We start from the raw sequence: 25,472 nt of genomic DNA on the forward strand, positions 1-25,472 counted from the left end.
GTGGCTTCGCCCGCCAATCAAGACGATGGTGTTGGAATTACCGACACCGATATAGATCAGGTTTTAGATAGCCGCGCAGAAGATGATTCTGCTGCGGCTAATTCTGATTCTGGAGCTGGTTCACAGAATGCTGGTAATTCCCCATCTTCTGCAAACCAGATTTTCACCAATGTTCAGAACGTCATCGGCTCTGCCTATGACGATATTCTGGTTGGTGATGGCTCCAACAATACTCTGATCGGTGGCGAAGGCGACGATATCCTCGAGTCGGGCGAAGGCGAGGATGTTGTTACCGGTGGCGAAGGGCGCGATACCTTTGTGCTTGAAAGTGGTTTTGAAAAAACCACGATTACTGATTTCAACATTGAAGAAGACAAACTGGCACTCAGCGATCTTGGTGTTGAGAGCGCTGAAGACCTGATGACGCTGGCATCTGATGATGGTGCGGGCAATGTCGTTGTGACATTTGCCACGGGCGACGTTCTGGTTTTTCAGGGTGTGAGCAAAGCCGATCTGGCCAATGTGACAATCGTTGATGCCCCGCAGCTTACAGAAGTTGCCGTTTCCACAGATGGCGGCAGTAATGCCAGCGGTGACTCAGCAGCCTCGGGCGAAGAGGCTAATGTCATTGACGGTACGGAAGGTGATGACATGATTGCCGGCTCGAACGGCGATGATGTGATTTCTTCTGGTGGCGGCGTTGACAGTGTTGATGGCGGCGACGGCGAAGATACTCTGTCGCTTGACGGTGCTGCCAATGGCATGCGTGCCGATATTGGTCAGGGTTCGGCGAGTGATACGCTTGGCGCCAACCGCGTTTCGTTCAGTGGCATTGAAAACATTCAAGGCACATCAGGTAATGATGTGCTGCGCGGCGATGCGGGCAACAACACCCTTTCGGGTGGTGCCGGTGATGACACGTTTGAAACAAGTACAGGTTCGGACGTCATTGATGGCGGTTCGGGCGAAAACACCCTTGATTATAGTGATGCAGAACAGGGCGTTCATGTCGATCTTGATAGCGGTGTCGGCAAAGCAATCGCTGACGACGATGATAGCTCATCCCAAAGCGATTCTGGCGATGGCGAAACGGGTTCTACCGATGGTGATTCCGGTGACGATGCGACCAATGGCTCCAGCGGCGATGATGTAACGGATTCCGGTGAAATAGACTCCGGTGAGACGGATTCTGGTGCAGCCGACAGCGGCGAGTCCGATGGCGACGATACTGCCACGGACGGCGAAACCGGCGAGACTGAGTCAGGCGTTTCTGAATCAGGTGACACCGATAGCGGTGAAACGGATTCCGGTGAAACCGGGACCGAAGAAACCGGTTCGGGCGAAGGCGACACATCTGACGGCTCCGGCGGTACGACGGAGACCGACGAGACAGATGCGACTGATAGTTCCGGTGACAGTTCAGACGGTGATGACACCGAAACCGGTTCATCAGACGGTTCTGAGACACAGGAAGAGGCATCCTCGGAAGAGGGTGAGTCCGATAGCGAAACCGGGTCTGGTTCGGATACCGAAACAGAGACCGAAGGCAGTACGGATTCCGACGCCCCAACCGAAACCGGTGATGGATCGGGCAGCGATGCCAGCGATTCTTCCGACACGGATGGCGCGGACGGAACGGATAGTGGCTCAGAAGAAACGTCTTCTGGTGATGAAGAAGCCACGGGTGATAGCGGCTCTGACGATGCTTCGGGTTCTGACGGCGACGACACGCTTGGCACAGACGAAACATCTGAAAGCGGTAATGAAGCTGAGACCGGCGGCGGATCGGATGGCGAAACGGATAGCGGTGAGTCTGATGGCGGTGATACCGCAACGGACGGCGAAACCGGCGAGACGGAGTCTGGCGATTCCGAAACGGGTGAAACCGAGACTGAAGAAACCGGTTCGAACGAAGAAACCGGTGGTGATGCCGGTTCCGACGCCACCAATGGATCGGACGGCGACGATACCCTTGGTTCAGATGAAACCGATACGGAAACTGACGGTGAAGCCGACCCGGTAGACGAAGCAGGCGACGACGAAACTTCCGGTGAAGACACATCGGATGACGAAACGTCCGATGCTGAGCCTGGCGATGAAACCAGTGATGGTGACGCCGGAACAGCCGAGGGTGACGACGAGGAAGAAACGTCTTCAGGTGAAGAATCAGAAAGCTCGGAAGATACCAGCACAGACAACACCACGGCCGGTGCTCAGGCCGGAGCCGAAACCGGTTCTGATGAAACAGATGGATCGGATGGCGACGAGACACTTGGTTCAGATGAAACCGATACGGAAACCGAAGGTGAGGCCGATGGCGACGAGACCACCGGTGAAGAAGGTTCTGAAAGCGACGGCGAAACCGAAGCACCAGAACTTGGCGCAGGTGAAACTGGCGACGAGGAAACTGCTGGTGATGAAGCTGGTGACGACGAAACCGGCGGCGAAGATGCCACTGGTGAAGACGCGAGCGGTGATGAAGCTTCTGGTGATGAAACCACAGACGAAACCGAAACGGATGTAACCGACCCCGAAGACAGCACGACTTCGGACTATGACAACACCCCAACCGGCGGTGCTGATCTGGTTCAGGGGACCGAAGATGCCGATTTCCTTGGTGGCGGTTCTGGTAACGACACGCTGCAGGGCAATGGCGGCGACGATACGCTTGAAGGCAATACCGGTAATGACCTTCTGCAAGGTGCTGCGGGCGATGATGTTCTGCGCGGCGAAGCAGGCAATGACATTCTGCAGGGTGGCGACGGCAATGACAGCCTGGATGGCGGTGATGGCGACGACATGATCCAGGGTGGTCAGGGCGATGACGTTCTGGTTGGTGGTGCCGGCAATGACGTCATGGCCGGTGGTTCCGGCAATGACTTTATGCGCGGCGGTGCCGGCGACGATCACATGCAGGGCGGCAGCGGCGTTGATACCGTCAGCTATAGCGACGCGACCAGTGCGGTTACGGTAAATCTTGCCAGTGAAACGGCAACCGGTGGTGCGGGCAATGACGTGCTGCAGATGGTCGAAAACGTTGTTGGTACCGACTACGACGATCATATCACGGGTGATGACGGCAATAACGTTCTTGAAGGTGGTGCTGGTGTTGACACCCTGACCGGTGGTGCGGGTGATGACACGCTTACCGGTGGCGCAGGCAAAGATGACTTTGAACTGACCGAGAATTTCGGCAGCGACACAATTACCGATTTCAACGGATCGGACGATATTATCGATCTGGCGAAAGTCGGTATTGCCGATTTCGCAACCCTTCAATCGATGATGTCAGACGATGGGAACGGCAATACCGTTATCGATTTTGGCGAGCAGGGTGTTCTTACCCTTGAAGGGGTCAGCAGCGACAGCTTGGTCGCGGATGATTTCCGTGGATTTGGTCGAATCTTTGAAACCGAAGATGACGATGTTCAGGGCGGCACAAGCGGAAACGACGCCATCTATGGCTATGGCGGGAACGATTCCCTTGGCGGCGGCGACGGCGATGACGTTGTTTCGGGTGGCTATGGCGACGATACGGTTTCTGGCGGTGCGGGCAATGATACCCTGCGCGGTCAGGAAGGTATTGATACCGTTGATTATTCGGGTGCGCCGGGCAGTGTTCAGGTTGACCTTGAAGCAGGAACTGCGACCGGTGCAGACGGCAATGATGTTCTTGATCGCTTCGAGAACGTTATTGGTTCGAACTATGACGATGAAATTTCAGGTGATAGCGGCGTAAACGTTCTTAGTGGTGGTGCCGGGAATGACACCATTGTCGGACGGGGTGGAGACGATACGCTTGATGGCGGTGCTGGCGACGACCTGTTCATAGGTGAAGACGGCAACGACGTCATCATTGGTGGCGAAGGCAATGATACGCTTGATCTGAGTGCGCGTGAAAGCGGTCAGGATGTACGGCTTTCGGGAGGTTCGGCGCGTGACACCGTTACAGGTGAGAATGACAGCATTTCGGGTATCGAAAATGTCATCACCGGTTCTGGAAATGACACGGTTTATGGCAGCACAGGCGACAACATCATCTCGACCAATGAGGGTGACGATATTGTCCTTGGTGGCGGCGGAAACGACACGATTGACGGTGGCGAAGGCAGCGACACGATTGGTTTTGGCAACGAAACCGGGCTGAACGTTAATCTTGCTACTGGAACAGCGACGACCGATTCTGGCACCTCTGAGATTTCGAACTTTGAAAACGTCGCGGGTACTGACAATGACGATGTCATCACAGGCGATGATGGCAATAACGTCCTTTCCGGTTTGGCGGGTGACGATACGCTTTCCGGCGGTGGTGGCGATGACATCCTTATTGGTGGCGACGGTAGTGATACGGTTGATTATTCTGGCGTAGATAGTGGTGTTAGCGTTGACCTTGCCAGCGGGAGTGCTTCTGGCGAAGGCAATGACACACTTTCCGGTATTGAAAACGTTGTTTCTGGTAGTGGCGATGATGTCGTTTATGGCAGCAGTGCTGATAACATCATTGATACCGGTGGAGGCGATGACACTGTTTATGGGAGCAGTGGTAGTGACACCCTGACTGGCGGCGATGGGAATGACACGCTCAGCTACAGTGCCGGGGCGAATAGCACTCTTGCATCAGGTGTGTCTGTTGACCTTGAGGCAGGTACAGTTACAGGAAGCGGTTTTGTAGACCAAATTTCCGGCTTTGAAGAGATTGAAGGATCGGCTTCTGCGGACACTATGCTGGGCAGCAGCGGAGATGATGCCTTTGACGGTGGTGCCGGCAATGACACGATCGATGGTCGTGGTGGTGACGATACTCTGACTGGTGGAGCAGGTTCAGATACCTTTGTTGTCGCCGCGGATAGCGGCAATGATGTCATTACGGATTTTGATCCGACAAAAGATACTCTTGATATTCAAGGTATCGACGGGCTTGAACTGTTCTCGGACGTTGTTGATTTCATCGGTGAAGATGCTGCTGGCAATGCGATGATTACGGTTGGCGATGCCGTGATCACCCTTGAAGGGGTTGATCCTAACAGCCTGACTTATGCCAACTTTGCGGGCATCCGGTCCCTTGACGGTACCGAACAAAAAGACACGTTGGTTGGAACCAACCGCAGTGATGTCATCAATGCCAAAGGCGGGGATGACACTGTTACTGGTGGCGACGGCAATGACACAATTGATGGTGGCTCTGGAAATGATGTTCTTGCCGGTGATGCTGGTGCGGACACAATTACTGGCGGCACTGGTAATGACACGATCAATGGTGGCGCTGGAAACGACAATCTTGACGGTGGTGATGGCGCGGACACGCTGGGCTATCAGGACAGTGCAGCGGGTATTGATGTTGATCTTGCAACAGGTCAAGCGACGTCAGGGGAAGACAGTGACACAATTTCAAACTTTGAGAATGTAACTGGTTCTGCTCATGCCGATACCATTACCGGTGACGATGTTGCAAACACTCTTCGCGCTGGTTCAGGTGATGATATTCTTGATGGTGGTGCGGGGGATGACCTTCTTGATGGTGGTGCCGGGAATGACACCCTTGTTGGCGGAGCCGGCAGCGACACAATCCAAGGCGGTTCTGGTACGGATACCTTAAGTTACGCCGATGCATCGGGCGGTGTGTCTGTCAATTTGGGCAGCGGAACGGCATCTGGCGCAGATGGTAATGACAGCATTACTGGTGTCGAGAACCTTATTGGTTCGGACCATGATGATGAGCTTGTCGGGTCCAGCGAAGACAATACGATTGATGGTGGTGCTGGCGACGACACGATCTATTCCGGGGCAGGTGACGATGTCATAACCGGTGGTGAAGGTGCCGATACCTTTGTCATGACCTCTGTCTCGGACAATGTCGAAGTTACTGATTTTGACGTCACTGAAGATAAGGTTGATCTCAGCAGCTTTGGGATTCCGAATTGGGAAGCCCTGAAAAAGTTAATTTCAGCTGATGATGATGGCAATGCCGTCATCACGACAGATACCGGATCAATGACGCTGGTCGGGGTGTCATCTGACGAATTGAGTGCATCGAACTTCGTCGATATCGACAGTTTGGGCGCAACCGAAGGCGATGACGTTCTTCAGGGTACTTCATTCGAAGAAATCATTGATGGTCTTGGCGGGAACGACACCATTAATGGTGGTGCGGGCGCTGACACGATTTATGGCAATAGCGGTGACGACACGATTTCCGGTGGATCGGGGAGCGACCTGATTGACGGTGGTGAAGGCCAAGATACCGTTGATTACAGCACGGGAAGCAGCGTTGAAGTCAATCTTGAGGCTGGCTTTGGCGGTGTAGGTCGCGAAGACACGCTTGTTGATATCGAAAACGTAAACGGTTCCAGTCAGAAAGACATCATTACCGGTGATGATGCCGCCAATACTCTGCGTGGGAATGGCGGCAACGACACGATTTCTGGTGGCGCTGGTGATGACGCCATTCTTGGCGGCACTGGTAACGATACCCTTTCCGGCGGTGCGGGCGATGATGCACTTGTTGGTGGCGATGGGGTCGATACCGCTGATTACAGTACAGCCGAAGGTGGCGTTACGGTTGATCTTGGCGCAGGCAGCGCAGCAGGTGGTGCAGGCAACGATACGCTTGAAACCATCGAAAATGTAACGGGTTCTGATTTCGACGATACACTGATTGGCGATGGCACAAACAACACACTGACGGGTGGTTTGGGCGACGACGTTCTTGATGGCGGCGCTGGCAATGACCTTATGGTTGGCGGTATTGGCAATGACACCATTGAAGGCGGCGAAGGCGTTGATACTGTCAGCTATGAGAATTCCGGTGCGACAACGATTGATCTGTCTGAAGGTGCCGCCACAAATGAAGGTGGAACTGACAGTATCAGTGGTGTTGAAAATGTCATTGGTTCGAATCAAGCTGATACCATTACCGGTGATGATGGCAATAACATCATTAAGGCTGGTGATGGCGCGGATACGATTACCGGTGGGGCTGGTGACGACACCCTGAGCGGTGGCAATGGCGCCGATGTTTATATTATCGGTCCTGATGATGGAACCGACACGGTAACCGACTTCGATACAGAATTTGATCAAATCGACATTACCGGTTTGTCGGTTGATACCTATGGCGCACTCTATGAGCTGATGTCTGAAAACGAAAACGGTGATCTGGTCATCGATTTCGGCGAAGGCACGTCCATGGTGCTTGAGGGTGTCGGTCTTGACGACATCTCAGCAGACAACTTCATTGGTGTTCGCGACATCGTTGGTACATCTGGCGATGATACGATTTACGGTACCGATGGTCAGGATGTAATTTCTGGTCTGGACGGCAATGACACGATCTACGGCCTTGATGATGATGACAGTATCTTGGGCGGTGACGGCAATGATACGCTTATCGGTGGCGAAGGCGATGACGACCTGGACGGTGGTGACGGTGTCGATACCGCAGATTACAGCGACGATACCGATGATGTTGACGTCAACCTGAATGAAGGTGCGTCTGCGTCCAGTAACGGCAATGACATCCTACGCAACATTGAAAATGTCGTTGGGGGTGCAGGGAACGATCGACTGACCGGATCGAATGAGAGCAACCTGCTTGACGGTGGCGCTGGCGATGACGTGCTTGAAGGCCTGGATGGCGACGACACCCTAGCAGGTGGTGCAGGCAGCGATACCGCAAGCTATGCCAATGCCACGGGTGGCGTGACGGTTAATCTTGAAGATCAGACTGCAAGTGGCGCTGCGGGCGATGATACTCTTTCAAGCATTGAAAACATTTTTGGGTCGACCCATGCAGACACCCTTGAAGGTGATAGCGGTGATAACACCATAAATGGCGGTGCAGGCAATGACCGTCTGATCGCAACCGATGGCGATGACGTGTTGCTGGGCGGAGGCGGTTTTGATACCGCCGATTACAGTAATGCTACGGGCAGCATCACTGCTGACCTTCAAACAGGAACAGTAACTGGCCTTGGCACAGACCAGCTCGAAAATATCGAAAACCTGACTGGTTCGGATCATGACGACGTTATCAATGGTAATACGACCAATAACGTTCTTTCCGGTGAAGATGGCGACGATACTCTTTCCGGTAAAGGTGGCGACGATACCCTTCTTGGTGGTGCAGGAAATGACACGCTTGATGGTGGTACTGGCAGAGATATAATTGACGGCGGCGATGGTATTGACACCGTTAGCTATGCGACCGCACAACGCGGTGTTGAACTTAATCTGGCGACAGGACAAACCGATTCAACGACCGGTGATACGGTTCTGAATGTCGAGAATGTGGTTGGCTCGGCCCATGATGACGAGATTACCGGTTCGGATACCGATAATACCATTCTGAGTGGCGATGGTGATGACACAATAAATGTCAGTGCAGGCGACGACGTCATTGATGGTGGCGCTGGTAAAGATGTCTTGGATTACAGTGACAGCGACACTGGTGTGGATGTCGATCTTGAAACCGGTAGTGCCGAAAAAGCCGATGGGACAGACCTGATCAGTAACATCGAAGATGTTGTCGGATCTGACGCCAATGACAGTATTTCAGGTTCGGCGGACTCCAACACCCTGACCGGTGGTGCAGGTGATGACATCATTGATGGCCGTGCAGGTGATGATCTGATCGTTGGTGGTCTTGGTAATGACACGCTTTCGGGCGGCGATGGCACCGACACCCTTGATTATTCAAATGCCACCGATGGCCAGACCGTTGATTTGGAAGCCGGAACTGTAACCGGTGCCGATGGCAATGACACGATCTCGGGCTTTGAAAATGTAACTGGTACCGAATATGCCGATACGATCATCGGCAACGATGCTGATAACAGCATTGAAGGTGGTACTGGTGATGACATTCTGTCCGGTGGTGCTGGCGACGACATTCTCAATGCTGGTGAAGGCGATGATATCGTCAACGGGGGCACTGGGAATGACACAATTCGGGCCGGTGCGGGGGATGACCGCATCGATTCTGGCGAAGGTGATGATTTTGTCGATGCCGGTGAAGGTGATGACACTATTGATACCGGTGAAGGTGCTGACACAATATTCGCTGGCAATGGCATAGATGTCATTTCGTCAGGCAGTGGAGATGACCTGATTGACGGTGGTGCAGGTGATGACACCATCCTGTCGGGAATCGGAAATGATACGGTCGATGGTGGTGTTGGCAATGACACCATTGTTTCGGGCGAGGGCGACGATGTTGTTGATGGCGGTGCTGGCAACGACACCATTAATACAGGTGATGGTAATGATGTCGTAGACGGTGGTTCGGGCAACGATACCATTGATACTGGTGAAGGTGCTGACACTGTACTTGGCGGCGGTGGCAATGACGTGATTTCGTCCGGCAATGGTAATGATCTGATTGACGGCGGTGCTGGCAACGACATCATTTTCTCAGGTGCAGGGAACGATACGGTTGACGGTGGCGCCGGTAACGACACGATCCTGTCAAGTCAGGGCGATGACCTCATAAGCGGTGGCGATGGTACCGATACCGTCAGCTATGCTGAAGAAGAATCTGGTATTACAGTTGATACCAGCAACGGCACGGTCATTGGTGCAGGAAGTGGCACTGACACCCTTGACGAGGTCGAGGTAATCGAAGGGACAAACTTCGATGATACCTTCACCGGTGGTGGCCAGAACGACACATTTGTCGGCGGCGCCGGCGATGATACATTTAATGCAGGTGCTGGCAACGATACGCTTACGCTTGGTAGTGGTGCCGATCTGGTTACCTTTAAACCGGGTGATGGCAATGACACGATTACCGACTTCGATGTCGCGACGGATGTCCTTGATCTGACGGCATTCCCTATTGCGGGTTACGGCGCGCTTGAAGACATGTTCGGGACCGATGACAACGGTGATATGACCATCACCTTTGAGAGCGGTGAGACGATTACGCTTCAGGGTGTGTCCCCATCTGATGTAAGCACTGAAAACTTTGCAGGATTTGATTATCGAGCAGGCACCGAAGGTAATGATGAAATCGTTGGCGGCAGCAATGATGAAATCATCGATGGCCTTGGTGGCGACGATACGATTTCAGGTGGCGACGGCGACGATCATCTGATCGGTGGTGCTGGCGATGATACGCTTTCGGGCGATGCTGGCAATGACACACTGGTTGGCGGTTCAGGGTCGGACATTTTGTCTGGCGGGGACGGCATTGATACTGCGGATTATTCCGCAGAAAGTGCCGGTATTACCGCGGATCTTGAGAACGGAACTGTCACAGGTGGTGACGGCGATGACGTTATTGATGGCGTTGAAAACCTTATCGGTACGCTTCATGACGATACGCTGATTGGCAATGATCAAGACAACACGCTGTTTGGCCTTGACGGGGATGACACCCTTGTCAGCGGAACGGGTAATGATGTTCTGGATGGTGGTGAAGGTTCGGATACTGTTGATTACGGCACCGCAACCGAGCGCGTTGACGTTGATCTTGCTGCAGGAACAGCAACCGGTCAGGGATCCGATACATTCACCAGTATCGAAAATGTAGTTGGTTCCGATTACAACGACGAAATCCAAGGTGACGCGAATGCGAACACCATTTCATCGGGTGCCGGTGGCGATGCGATTGATGGTGGTGCCGGTAATGACGTGATTGATGCCGGTGCCGGTGTTGACGAAGTCAGTGGCGGCGACGGCGATGACGTCATTGATGGTGGTGCTGATAGCGATATCATTCTGGGCGAAGCTGGCAATGACACCATAACCGGTGGTGATGGCGACGATATTGTTGATGCAGGCACGGGTAATGACTGGGTCTATGGCGATGCTGGCGATGACATTCTTGACGGCGGCGAAGATGATGATGATCAGGATGTCGATACCGTTGATTATTCCAATGCCGATGGCGGTGTAACGGTTGATCTTGTCAAAGAATATGCCACTGGCGCAGCAGGCGATGACATTGTTCGTAATTTTGAGCGTGTGATCGGTTCGGACTATGCCGATACCCTGGTGGGTAGTGACGGGGTGAATACCCTTGATGGCGGGTCGGGCAATGACAGCTTGTTTGGTGGTGCCGGTGATGACGTAATCATTACCGGTTCCGGCGAAGACATGATTGTCCTTAAGCCGGGTGGCGGTCATGACACCGCGACCGACTTTAATGTCACAGAAGACACAATCGATCTGTCGGCATATGGCGTTGAAGATTACGCAACTTTACGCGATCAGATGGCTGATGACGAAAATGGCAATGCGGTCATTACGCTGGCCGACGGCGAAAGCATTACGCTTGAAGGTGTTTCGGTTGACGATCTTGGTCCGGCAAACTTCTATGGCTATGAAGTCATCCTCGGCACCGAGTTCGAAGACAACATCACCGGCAGTCAGATCAGCGATGAAATCCACGCCCTTGAAAGCGACGATATCATTGATGGTCAAGCTGGGAATGACGACATTTACGGCGATGAAGGCAATGACACGCTGATCGGTGGGGCCGGCGACGATACGTTGCGTGGCGGCGAAGGCAGCGACACGGCCGATTATGCCGATACGACCGAAGGTGTCACTGTTGATCTTGGCGCAGGTACTGCGACCGGCGAAGCCGGAAATGACACCCTTGAAAGCATTGAAAACGTCACTGGCGGTGCCGGTGATGATGTCCTGATCGGTGATGAAAATGCCAACATCCTTGATGGTGGCGAAGGCAATGACACGGTCTTTGGCAATGGCGGCGACGACACCCTGATCGGTGGCGAAGGCGAAGACGTTCTGTCTTATGAGGATGCCGAAGAAGGCGTAAATGTCGATCTTGGTGCCGGTACGGCAACCGGTGGTGCGGGTAACGATACGATTGACGGCTTTGAAACCGTTATCGGTTCAGACCATGACGACACCATTGCTGGTGATGATGCAAACAACGTCATTGATGGCGATGCCGGTGATGACACGCTTTCGGGCGGTGCCGGAAATGACATTCTGACCGGTGGTGCCGGGAACGACATTGTTGATTATTCCGAGCAAACCGACGGTGTGGTCGTTGATCTTGAAAATGGCACAGGCGTTGCGACCGATGGCACCGATACCCTGAACGGAATCGAAGGTGCGACCGGTGGTTCTGGTGATGACACCCTGATCGGTTCGACCGGGGATAACGTCCTTGCCGGTGGTGCGGGTGACGATACGCTTGTTGGCGGTGATGGCAACGACACCCTGGCTGGTGGCGAAGGTGCCGACCTTGTTGATGGCGGTGCCGGTGATGACGTTCTGTCCTTTGAAGGTGATCGCGTTGGCGCCGACGGCGAGACGACGGATCATGTTGGCAGTCCGACCACCGATGGCACGGGTGACGTTGCCGATATTTCCGGCAAGAACCTGTCTGATGACAGTTTTGTCGGTGGTGATGGCAATGACACATTGGTTGCCGGTGACGGCGATGACGCCATCATTCTTGACCGTGATCACGCAAACGGTTCGGCCAACCCGGCCATCGTTGATATCGAAAACATTGATGCCGGTGACGGCAATGACGTCGTCGATCTGACCAGCAACGTTCATTCCTATGGCGATGTCACCATTGATGGTGGTGCTGGCGATGACACGATCTGGTCGAATGACGGCGATGACGTTATTTCGGGTGGTGAAGGTTCCGATAACATCAATGGCGGGGCGGGTGCCGATGTCATTGATGGTGGTGCGGATGACGACATCCTTGATGGTGGCGAAGGTTCCGATACCATTGATGGCGGTTCTGGCAATGACACGATTATGGCCGGTGCTGGCGACGATATCCTGATCGGCGGTGACGGCGACGATACCCTTGATCTGTCGGGTGCCGACGGCGCGACTATTGACCTTGCGGCAGGCACGGCCAGCAGCGATGCAACCGGTTCTGACAGCATTGACGGGTTCGAGAATGTAATTGCAACCGATGGTGATGATGACATCACCGGATCGGATGGCGACAACACCATTGATGCCGGTGCCGGTAATGACACCGTTACCCTTGATGGCGGAAATGACGATCTTGATGGTGGCGAAGGTGTTGATACCCTTGATCTGTCTGACACGACAGGCGGCGTTACTGTCGATCTGGCCGCAGGCACGGCAAGTGGTGCCAATACCGGCACAGACACGATTGCCAGTTTTGAAAATGTGACCGGCTCGGATGATGCCGATGTCATCACCGGTTCGGATGACGCCAATATTATCGATGGCGGTGCGGGCGACGATACCCTTGATGGTGGTGCCGGTGACGATATCCTGTCAGGTGGCGAAGGTGACGACACCATCGCGGCCGGTGATGGCAATGACACGCTTTCGGGTGGTGCAGGTTCGGATACCTTTGTCTTTGAAGACGGTACGGATGCCGATCTGGTCAGCGACTTTGATCTGAATTCGGATGTTATTTCCCTGCCTGATCTGGGCATTTCGGCCTGGACCGATTTGCAGCCGCTTCTGTCTGACGGACCGGACGGTGCGGTTATTACGCTGCCGTCTGGCGGGACTGTAACCCTTGCCGGTGTGGCCGTTGATGATCTGACGCCAAGCCATTTTGATGGTATCGAAAATGTTGGAACCCCGGGCGAAGATACGCTTGATGGTGGTGACGGCGATGACTCGGTCGATGGCGGTGATGGCGATGATACCGTTGACGGCGGTGGTGGTGACGACAGCCTTGATGGTGGCAGCGGCAACGACACGGTCGATGGCGGCGAAGGCAATGATTCGATTGATGGCGGCGACGGTGACGATAGTGTTGGCGGCGGTGACGGTGATGATACGGTCGATGGTGGTGACGGCAACGACACGCTAAGCGGCGGTTCAGGTACTGATACCCTTTCGGGTGGTGCCGGTGATGACGTGCTTCAGTTCGAAGCCGATCGTACCGGTCAGGCTGGCGATGAAACCGACCATGCCGGTAGCCCGGGTGTTGATGGCACGGGCGATTTTGCCGATCTTGAAGGTCTTGGTCTGAGCGACGATCAGTTCGATGGTGGCGACGGGGTTGATACCCTTCTTGGCACGTCGGGCAATGATGCGATCATTCTTGATAACGATCATGAAGATGGCGCAAACGCGCCGTCGATCAGCGATATTGAAGTAATCGATACTGGTGATGGCGACGATGTCGTCGATCTGACCAGCGCAACCGACAGCTATGGCGATGTGACGGTTGATGCCGGTACCGGCAATGATACGGTCTGGACCAGTGCAGGTAATGACGAAATCAATGCCGGTGACGGCGATGATGTCATTCATGATGGCGCGGGCAATGACGTTGTAAATGCCGGTTCTGGCAATGACACCATTGAAGGCAGCCTTGGCAACGACACCCTTGATGGTGGCGATGGCACTGATCTGCTTGATCTGTCCGATGCGGATGGCGTCAATGTTGATCTTGGCGCAGGCACGGCACAGTCCGATGCCTTTGGCTCTGACACCATATCCAACATCGAAAACGTTACCGGTTCTTCGGGTGATGACATCATCACCGGTTCGGACGCGGTCAACGAGATCGATGGTGGTGCGGGCAATGACACCCTTGACGGTGGTGCCGGCAATGACACGGTAACAGCCGGTTCCGGCGATGATACGGTTCTGGCCGGTGCAGGCGATGATATGCTTGCCGGTGGCGATGGCACCGATACCCTTGATTTGGCCGGTGCCGATGGTGCGGTTATCGATCTGGATGCCGGAACGGCAAGCTCGACTGAAACCGGCAATGACAGCATTTCCGGGTTTGAAAATGTTACGGGCAGCGATGGTGATGACACCATTTCCGGGTCTGATGGCGCGAACGAAATTTCGTCGGGTGCTGGTGATGACGTTGTCGATGGCGGTGCCGGCGATGACGTGATTGACGGCGGTGCGGGCAATGACAGTATGCTTGGCGGTGAAGGCAACGACACAGTTGCCGGTGGTGCCGGTGATGATCAGATCAATGCAGGTCTGGGCGATGATACCCTGACGGGTGGCACGGGTGCCGATACCTTTACCTTCGATGATGGCACGGATGACGATCTGGTCACCGACTTCTCCATTGGTGAAGATCAGATTTCCCTGCCAGATAGCGGCGTGAGCAGCTGGACCGAATTGCAGGGCATGCTGTCGGATGGCCCGGATGGTGCGGTTATTACGCTGCCATCTGGTGGCACGGTTACGCTTGCCGGTGTGTCGGTCGAAGACCTTGGCCCGGGTGATTTTACTGGAATCGAAAATGTCCCGACCGAAGGCGATGACAGCCTTGGCGGTACGGATGGCGATGACACCATTGACGGTGGTGACGGTGACGACACCATGTCTGGTGGCGACGGCAATGATACGCTGGGCGGCGGTGATGGTGATGACACGGTTCAGGGCGGCAGTGGCAACGATACCCTAAGTGGTGGCAGCGGTGCTGACACGCTTGAGGGTGGCGAGGGTGACGACGTTCTTGAATTTGGTGCCGATGGTACCGGTCAGACCGGCGATAGCACCGATCATGCGGGAAGCCCAGGCGTTGATGGCACGGGCGACGTTGCCGATCTTGAAGGTCTTGGCACCAGCGATGACGTTTATGATGGTGGCGCAGGCATCGATACGCTGGTGGGTACCAGTGGCGGTGATGCGATCATTCTTGATGGCGATCATGAAAATGGCGCGGCCAACCCGTCGATTGTTGATGTTGAAGTCATCAATACCGGTGAGGGAGATGACGTTGTCGATCTGACCAGTCAGGTTCATTCCTATGGCGATGTATTGGTTGATGCCGGTACAGGCGATGACACGGTATGGACCAATGAAGGCAATGACAGCATCAGCGGTGGTGACGGCAATGATCATATCAATGCCGGTGCCGGTGACGATATCGTCGATGCCGGTGCAGGGAATGATACGGTCGTCGGTGATGCAGGCAATGACACCTTAAGGGGTGGTGCCGGTACCGATACCCTTGATATGTCTGGTGCGCAGGCCGATATCGCGGTCGATCTGCAGGATGGCACAGCCAATAGCAGCGAAACCGGTTCTGACGTGGTTTCAGGCTTTGAAAACCTGATCACGGGGTCGGGCGACGATACCGTAACGGGCAGCAATGCCAATGACACGATTTCGACCGGTGACGGTGCCGACACCATCGATGGTGGCGATGGCATTGATGTTATTGACGGCGGTGCCGGCAATGACGTGATTTCCGATGGTGCCGGTAGTGACCTCGTTATGGCCGGTGCGGGCGACGATACGGTTATGGCCGCTTCCGGCAATGACAGCATGGATGGCGGTGACGGCACGGATACGCTTGATATGTCAGGCGTATCGGGTGATGCGGTTGTCGACCTTGATGCCGGGACGGCAACGTCATCTGAAATCGGAAACGATCAGATTTCGAACTTTGAAAATGTCAAAACCGGTGCCGGTGATGACCAGATCAGCGGTTCGAGTGCTGATAACGTTATTAATGCCGGTGCAGGCAATGACACCATCGACGGTGGTGCCGGTGACGATACCGTTGCCGGTGGATCGGGTGCGGACACCTTTATCTTTGCCGATGGCACCGATGACGATGTCGTAAGCGACTTCACGATTGGCGAAGACAAGCTTTCGATTGATGACCTTGGTCTTGAAAGCTGGAGCGATCTTCTGCCGCTGCTGAGTGAAAACAGCAATGGCGATGCGGTCCTGAACCTGCCAGCAGGCGGTACGGTGACACTGATCGGTGTCGGCCTTGATGCACTCAGTGCAGATGACTTCACCAACATCACCGATGGCGCAACGCAGTTCGATGACAATCTTGAAGGCACGGACGGCGATGACACCATTGATGCCCTTGCCGGTGATGACATTGTTTCCGGTGGTGCCGGTGACGATACGCTGTTGGGCAATTCGGGCAACGACACCATCGATGGTGGTTCGGGCAACGATGACATCGATGGCGGTGCCGGTAACGATACCCTGACCGGTGGCGAAGGCGACGACGCCATCAGCGGCGGCGACGGTAGTGACAAACTGACCGGTGGTGCAGGTGCGGACACCCTTGATGGCGGTGCGGGCGACGATGTTCTGAACTTCGAAGCTGACGGCACAGCAGAAAACGGTGAAACCACCGAACATACCGGAAGCCCGGATGTTGACGGCACGGGTGATCTTGCTGATATCGGTGGGAAAAACATTTCCGATGATACGTTTGTTGGCGGCGAGGGGAATGACACCCTTAATATGACCGGCGGCAGCGACGCGCTTATTCTTGATGGTTCGAAACTTGGCGATGGCGAAGCCACCACGCCAACAATTGAAACCCGGACCCTTGGTCTGACGAATTCGGCAAGTGCCGCAGACGTTCAAGCATCTTGGGCGGATGCCGATCTGTATGCCTATGACTTCGGAACATCGTTCGTTGATGAAAACGGCAAGCTGAACCTTGCGGCTGCCGACGATAGTGTCAGCTATGACGGCAATGGTATTGGCAATAACGGTGGTAATCCTGCCGGAAGCCAGATCAACCATGACGGCCAGACCGGCCAGAGCGAAGCCATCGTTGTTGACCTTGGCGCAGATGCGACAACCGCCACGGTTCAGGTTTCCAACCTGATGGCTGGTGAAGGCGGTGGTGAAGTCGGCTCATGGCAGGCGTTTGATGCCGAGGGCAACCTTGTTGCATCCGGCATCCTTGATGACAGCACGGTTGATTACACCAGTGGTGGTGTCGGGACCTCGACCATTGCCGTGACCGACACGGCAGGCAACCCGATTGAATTCCGCTATATCGCGTTTGAAGGCGAACCTTATGCGAATGGCACGTCCGGTTCAGACAGCAGCGACTTCTTTGTTCGTTCGATCAGCTTCGAGACGATTGTTAACGAGCCAAGCGACAATGCCCGCCTTGAGGGTGTTGAAGTTATCAATGCCGGTGATGGCGATGACGTCGTCGATCTGACCAGCGATACCATTGCTTATGGCGATGTCACCATCAATGGTGGGTCGGGTGCCGATACCCTGTGGGGCAATGAAGGCGACGACACCATCAATGGTGAACTTGGCGATGATAACATCCATGGCGGTGCGGGGGATGACTTCCTGGATGGTGGCTATGGCGACGACGTAATCAATGGCGGCGTCGGCAATGACACCCTGCTTGGCGGTACGGGCGAAGATGAACTTCGTGGCGGTGCCGGGGATGACACCATCGTTGGTGGTTCTGACACAGACACCGTTATTTATGACGATGCAACCGATGGCGTGAATGTCGATCTTGCCAACTACACCGCCACCGGTGGTGCGGGCAATGATGCGATTTATCAGGTCGAAAACGTTACCGGTTCGGATCATGACGATACGATCACGGGCGACCACAAAGCCAACATCCTTGATGGCGGTGCCGGTGATGACACGCTGGTTGGTGGTGCGGGCAACGACACCCTGCGCGGTGGCGATGGAACCGATACGGCCGATTACAGCAACGCGGCTTCTGCAGTAAATGCCAATCTGGCAGCCGGTACAGCACAGTTGGCCAATGGCGAAACCGACAAACTTTCAAGCATCGAAAACCTGATCGGGTCGAGTGCAAACGATACCCTTACCGGGTCGGATGGCGATAACACCCTGACCGGTGGTCTGGGCGATGACACACTTGTTGGCAATGACGGCAATGACGTTCTTGAAGGCGGTGCCGGGAATGACACCCTTGATGGGGGTGCTGGCGACGATACGTTAATTGCCGGTGACGGCAGCGACGTTATCGATGCAGGCGAAGGTTCCGATATCGTTGATGCGGGTGCAGGCGACGATACGGTTCTGGCCGGTGCCGGGGATGATACTCTTGCCGGTGGTGACGGAACCGATACGCTTGATCTTGGCGAGGCCACCAGTGGTGCGACGGTTGATCTGGATGCCGGTACGGCAAGCAGCACGGAAACCGGGAATGACACAATTTCCGGGTTCGAAAATGTTGCCGGTGGTGCCGGTGCAGACACGATTACCGGTTCGGATGGTGCAAACATCATTTCGGGCAATGCCGGGGATGACGTTCTTGATGGCGGTGCCGGGAATGACACGGTTGCCGGTGGTGAAGGCGACGATACGGTCATGGCGGGTGCCGGTGATGACGTCCTTTCGGGGGATGCAGGCACCGATACACTTGATCTGACGGATGCGACCAGCGGTGCAACTGTTGATCTGTCGGCTGGAACGGCAAGCAGTGCAGAAACCGGCAATGATACGATTTCAGGCTTTGAAAATCTGACCACCGGCGACGGTGATGACATCGTTACCGGATCGGACGGTGACAACGTTATCAATACCGGTGCAGGCGATGACACCATTGCTGCTGGTGACGGTAATGACACCATCACGGGTGGTTCTGGTGCAGATACGCTGATCTTTGAAGATGGCACCGATGATGACGTCGTTTCCGACTTCAATGTTGATGAAGATGTGATCTCGCTTCCGGATCTGGGCATTGATGCCTGGACTGACCTTAAGGCGCTGATGTCAGAAGATGGCAACGGCAACACCGTGATCAACCTGCCAGCAGGCGGGACGATCATGCTGGTTGGCGTGACCCTTGATCAGCTTGGCCCGGATCAGTTCGAAGGTGTGACCAATGTTGGCACGCCGGAAGACGACACCCTAAGCGGCACAGGCGGTGATGACAGCATCGACGGTCTTGCTGGTGACGATACCATTGCCGGTGACGGCGGTGACGACACATTGATGGGCGGTTCCGGCGACGATACGGTTTCCGGTGGCGACGGCAACGATACCCTTTCAGGTGGTGACGGCGACGACACCCTTGATGGCGGTGACGGTGACGATACATTCCAGTTCGATGCCGACGACGTTGCCGACAATGACGCGCAAGCCGTTCACGAAGGCAGCCCGGGTGTTGCAGGCACAGGTGATGTTGCCGATATCAGCGATAAAAATATCAGCGACGATACCTTCATCGGTGGCGAGGGTAACGATACCCTGAACCTGACCGGTGGCGATGACGCACTTGTTCTGGATGGTTCGAAACTTGGCGAAACCGACGCAACGCTTGAGACCAGAACGCTTGGTCTGAATGGCAATGGTTCTGCTGCGGATGTTGAAGCCTCGTGGTCGGACGCAAATCTTTATGCCTATGATTTCGGAACGTCGCTTGTTGATGAAAACGGCAAGCTTGATCTGTCTGCTGCTGATGACACGGTCGGCTTCTTTGGCACCGGTGTTGGCAATAGCGGTGGTCAGGTTGCCGGTAACGAGATCAATCACGATGCGCCGTCTGGCAACAGCGAAGCGATTGTTGTCGATCTTGGCAATGATGCCCGCAGCGCAAGTGTTCAGTTGTCGGCCTTCTATGGCAATGAACATGGCGGTGAAACCGCATCCTGGCAGGCCTTTGACGACGAAGGCAATCTGGTTGGAAGCGGTGTGCTTGATGCAGACACGGTCACATATGATGCGAACGGTGTCGGTGGTGCCACGATTTCAATAACCGATGAAGCCGGTGCGCCGATTGATTTCCGCTATCTCTCGTTCAAGGCAGAGCCGTATGAAGATGGTTCAGTCGGAAGCGACAGTAGCGACTTCTATATCCGGTCGATTTCCTATGAAGCTGTGATCGAAAGCCCGGCTGTCGATGATGTCCGACTTGAAGATGTCGAAGTCATCAATGCCGGTGACGGTAATGACGTTGTCGATCTGACCAGCGAGACACATGCCTATGGCGACGTGACGGTTGATGGCGGTGACGGCAATGATACGCTGTGGACCAATGAAGGCGACGACACGGTTCTTGGTGGCGCGGGCAACGACGTTATCCATGACGGTGCAGGCAACGACGTTGTTGACGGCGGCACAGGTGATGACACCATCACCGCAAGTGCCGGTGACGATGCAATTGATGGTGGCGAAGGTGCAGATACCTTTGATGCCTCGACCAGCAATGGCGCGACGATTGATCTTGCTGCCGGCAGCGCCTCTTCGGCCGAAACCGGAAATGACAGCCTGACCAATATCGAAAACGTTATTGGTTCTGCTGGCGATGACACCATCACGGGCAGTGACGTGACCAACACGATTGCCGCAGGCGATGGTGCCGATACGATCAATGATGGTGCAGGCAACGATGTTGTCGATGCCGGTGCCGGAAATGACAGCCTGATTGCCGCTGCTGGCGACGATACGCTGGCCGGTGGTGAGGGTGAAGATACCCTTGATATGAGTGCCGCAGACGGTGCGACGGTTGATCTGGCGGCTGGTACGGCAAGCTCGGCTGAAACCGGATCGGACACGATCAGCAGCATTGAAAACGTTATTGGTTCTGCCGGGGATGACATCATCACGGGCAGTGACGGAACCAACACGATTGCCGCAGGCGATGGTGCCGATACCATCAATGACGGTGCAGGCAACGATGTTGTGGATGCCGGTGCCGGAAATGACAGCCTGATTGCTGCTGCTGGCGACGATACGCTGGCCGGTGGCGAGGGTGAAGATACCCTTGATATGAGTGCCGCAGACGGCGCGACGGTTGATCTGGCGGCTGGTACGGCAAGCTCGGCTGAAACCGGGTCTGACACAATCAGTGGCATTGAAAATGTCATTGGTTCGGACGGAAATGACGTTCTGACCGGATCGGAAGGTGACAACACCATTCTGGGCGGTGCCGGTGATGACACCATTCAAGGTGGTTCCGGTGGTGATTACCTTGATGGTGGCGATGGCATTGATACGCTGAGCTATGAAGGATCGGCAGAAGGTGTTGAGATTTATCTTGGCGAAACCGATGCCCATGCCCAGACACCGGGCGAAGCAGGCCGGGCCTTTGGCGGTGATGCTGTTGGCGACATTCTTGCCAACTTCGAAAAAGTAATTGCCTCTGCGCATGACGATTACGTCTATGGCAACAGCCAGAATAACGAAGTCGATCTGGGCGATGGCAACGATACGTTCGACAATGTCGAAGCCGATGTCAGCACCGATACGGTTGACGGCGGCGAAGGCAATGACACCATCTGGACCGGTGACGGCGAAGATACGCTGCTTGGCGGCAATGGTGACGACTATCTGAACGGTGAAAAAGGCGACGACGTTCTTGATGGAGGTGCCGGTAATGACACCCTTGTTGGTGGCGCAGGCAATGACACCCTTGATGGTGGTTCGGGTGATGACACCCTGTCGGGTGGTTCGGGGGCCGACCTTATTCAGGTCAGCAGCCTGGTCGGTGACAAGGTCGTTACCGATTTCAACACCAGCGAAGATCAGATTTCGCTTGATGCACTTGATGTCAGCACATGGTCGGAACTGGCCCCGCTTCTGTCAGAAGTGAACGGCAACACGGTCATTGATCTGGGCGAAAACGGTTCGGTCACGCTGCTTGGTGTGCGCCTGAACGATGTTTCATCTGACATGTTTGTCGGGATTGAAAATGATGGCGGTGCAACGCCGTTTGATGATGTCCTGATCGGCACCAGCGAAGATGATTATATCGACGCACTGGCCGGTAATGACGTGGTCGATGGCGGTGCTGGCAACGACACCATCAATGGTATGGAAGGTGATGATAACCTTTCGGGCGGCGATGGCGATGACACCGTAACCGGTGGCACCGGCAATGACGTTATATCGGGTGGTGACGGCGACGATAGCCTTGATGGTAACGAAGGCCACGACGTGATTTCTGGCGGTGCCGGTAATGACACCCTGATCGGTGGCAGCGGCAACGACGTCATGGATGGCGGCGGCGGTGACGATTACATCGACGCAATGGACGGCGACGATACCGTTAAGGGCGGCGATGAAACCGACACGATTTACGGTTCTGCGGGCAACGATTCACTTGATGGTGAAGGCGGCGACGACGTCATTTATGGTGGTGATGACAATGACAGCATCGCGGGCGGTGCTGGCAATGATCTGCTGTCGGGTGATGCCGGCAATGACACGCTTGATGGCGGTACGGGCAATGACACCCTTCTGGGCGGTGACGGTGACGACACGCTGAGCGGTGGTGATGGCAATGACGTCCTGTCGGGTGGTGCTGGCAATGACCTGATGGATGGTGGTGCCGGGAACGACACCCTGACCGGAACCGATGGTGCTGATACCCTTCTGGGTGGCACGGGCAATGATACGCTTGACGGTGGTGCAGGTGATGACACCTATACCGGCGGTGCAGGCGAAGATCAGATCCTTGTTTCGAACAATTCCGGTGACAAGGTCGTCACTGACTTTAACCCGAACGAAGATCAGATCAATCTGGCGTCGCTTGACGTTGATGACTGGGCCGAACTTCAGGATCTGATGACTGAAGTAAACGGAAATACTGTTATTGACCTGAACGGTCAGGGCACACTGACGCTGGTTGGTATTTCGATGAGCCAGCTCAGCTCCGACACGTTTGTCGGTGTGCAGCAGTCAACTGGCCCGACGCCGTATGACGATCTGCTTTATGGCACCAGCAACAATGACACGATTGCCGCCCTTGCCGGTGATGACACGGTTTACGGCCTGAATGGTCAGGACACCCTGTCAGGCATGGAAGGCAATGACAGTCTTTATGGCGGTGACGGCGATGACACGCTGTCTGGCGATGCCGGCAATGATCTTGTTGAAGGCGGCAGCGGTCAGGACAGCATCACAGGCGGTGCCGGTGATGACACCCTTGACGGTGGCTCAGGTGATGACCGCGTTTGGGGCGGTGACGGCAATGATACGCTGATGGGCGGTCAGGGTCAGGACAAGCTGTATGGCCAAGCTGGCAATGATCGCATCGAAGGCGGTACGGGCGATGACACCCTTGAAGGTGGTGCCGGTAACGACGTTCTTGATGGCGGCGAAAATAACGACAAGCTGTATGGCGGCGATGGCAATGACACCCTTCTTGGTGGCAATGGCGACGACAAACTGTATGGCGATGCCGGAAACGATACCCTTGAAGGCGGGCTTGGCCATGACAGTCTGGTCGGTGGTGCAGGTCGCGATGCGGCAAGCTATGCCAATTCATCTTCTGCGGTCGCAGCCAACCTTGAAACGGGCACGGCCGTTGGTGGTGATGGCAATGACAAATTGTCCTCGATCGAAGATTTGATTGGCTCGAACTTCAATGATTACCTGTTTGGTGATGATGGTTCGAACCTGCTCTCGGGCCTTAGCGGGAATGACGTTCTTGGTGGTGACGCCGGGGATGACACCATCTGGGGTGGCGATGGCAACGACACGATTAATGGCGGTACGGGTTCTGATCTGATTGATGCGGGTGCCGGTGACGACACCATCGAATATCAGAAAGACGCAACCTGGAGCGGAAGCTACGCTGCGAAAAACGTTGGCGATCCGAATATGGATGGCACCAACGAGCAGATTAATCTTTCCGGGTATAACCGATCCCAAGACATCATTGATGGCGGGGATGGCACCGATACGCTTGCCATGACCAGCGGCAATGATGCGCTGTTCCTTGATGATACGATGACCGATCCGGGCACCAGCCCACGCATTGCCAATGTTGAAGTCATTGATGCCGGTAACGGCGATGACATTGTCGATCTGACCAGTGATACACTGACCTATGGTGATGTCACGGTTTATGGCGGTACCGGTGATGACATCATCTGGAGCAATGCCGGTGATGACGTCCTTGACGGCGGTGAAGGCAATGACACGCTTTGGGGTGGTTCGGGTGCCGATACGCTTTCGGGCGGCAATGGTGTGGATATTCTCAATGGCGGTGCCGGTGATGACGTTCTGCAATTCAATGCCGATGATACCTGGGGCAATAGCTGGTACGCGCTGAACGATGGCTCGCCGAGTGAAGATGGTCATAACCACGACAATGGCTGGGGTCATGACAACCATAATGGCAATGGTTGGGGCCATGACGACGGTGGCGATGATGGCACCGGCGAGTATGTCAATCTTGGCGGCATGAACCAGTCGAACGATGTCTTTATCGGTGGCGAAGGTGTTGACACTCTTCAGATGACCAGTGGCGATGATGCCCTGTTCCTGTATGACACGGTCAGCGACGGCGACAGCAACGTCCGCATCAGCGGCATTGAAGTCATCGAAGCGGGCGCTGGCGATGACATCATCGACCTGACAAGCGACGTTGAAAGCTATGGCAATGTCACGCTTGATGGTGGTGACGGCGACGATACGCTGTGGAGCAACGCCGGTGACGACGTGCTGCTTGGTGGTGCCGGGGATGACCATCTGTATGGCAGTGCCGGCGATGACACCCTGACCGGTGGCACGGGCTGGGATGAATTCCAGATCGGCAAGGCCGATGGTCATGACATCATTACCGACTTCACGCCGGGCGAAGACATCATTGATCTGTCGGAATGGAGCTACAACAACTTCAATCAGATCCAGAACGACATGCATCTTGATACCGACGGCAATGTCGTGATCGAACTTGGCAATGATGCATCTGTCACCCTGATGGGTGTTCATGATCCTGATGATCTTGATGCCGATGATTTCGGGTTCGGCAACTGATAGCCGATTAAAAATCAGATGAAACAAAAACG

1 protein-coding gene is annotated in these 25,472 nt (G+C 54.9%); it reads left to right on the forward strand.

Annotation, left to right across the window (positions count from 1 at the left end):
• On the forward strand, nt 1-25,440 hold the full coding sequence (locus tag ACQ0MK_RS19605; RefSeq protein ID WP_430474046.1) for a hypothetical protein: 25,440 nt from the start codon (nt 1-3) through the stop codon (nt 25,438-25,440).
• Nucleotides 25,441-25,472 lie beyond the last annotated feature (32 nt).

Origin of the sequence: Thalassospira lucentensis, from assembly GCF_050516545.1 — a bacterium.
Lineage (GTDB): Bacteria > Pseudomonadota > Alphaproteobacteria > Rhodospirillales > Thalassospiraceae > Thalassospira > Thalassospira lucentensis_C.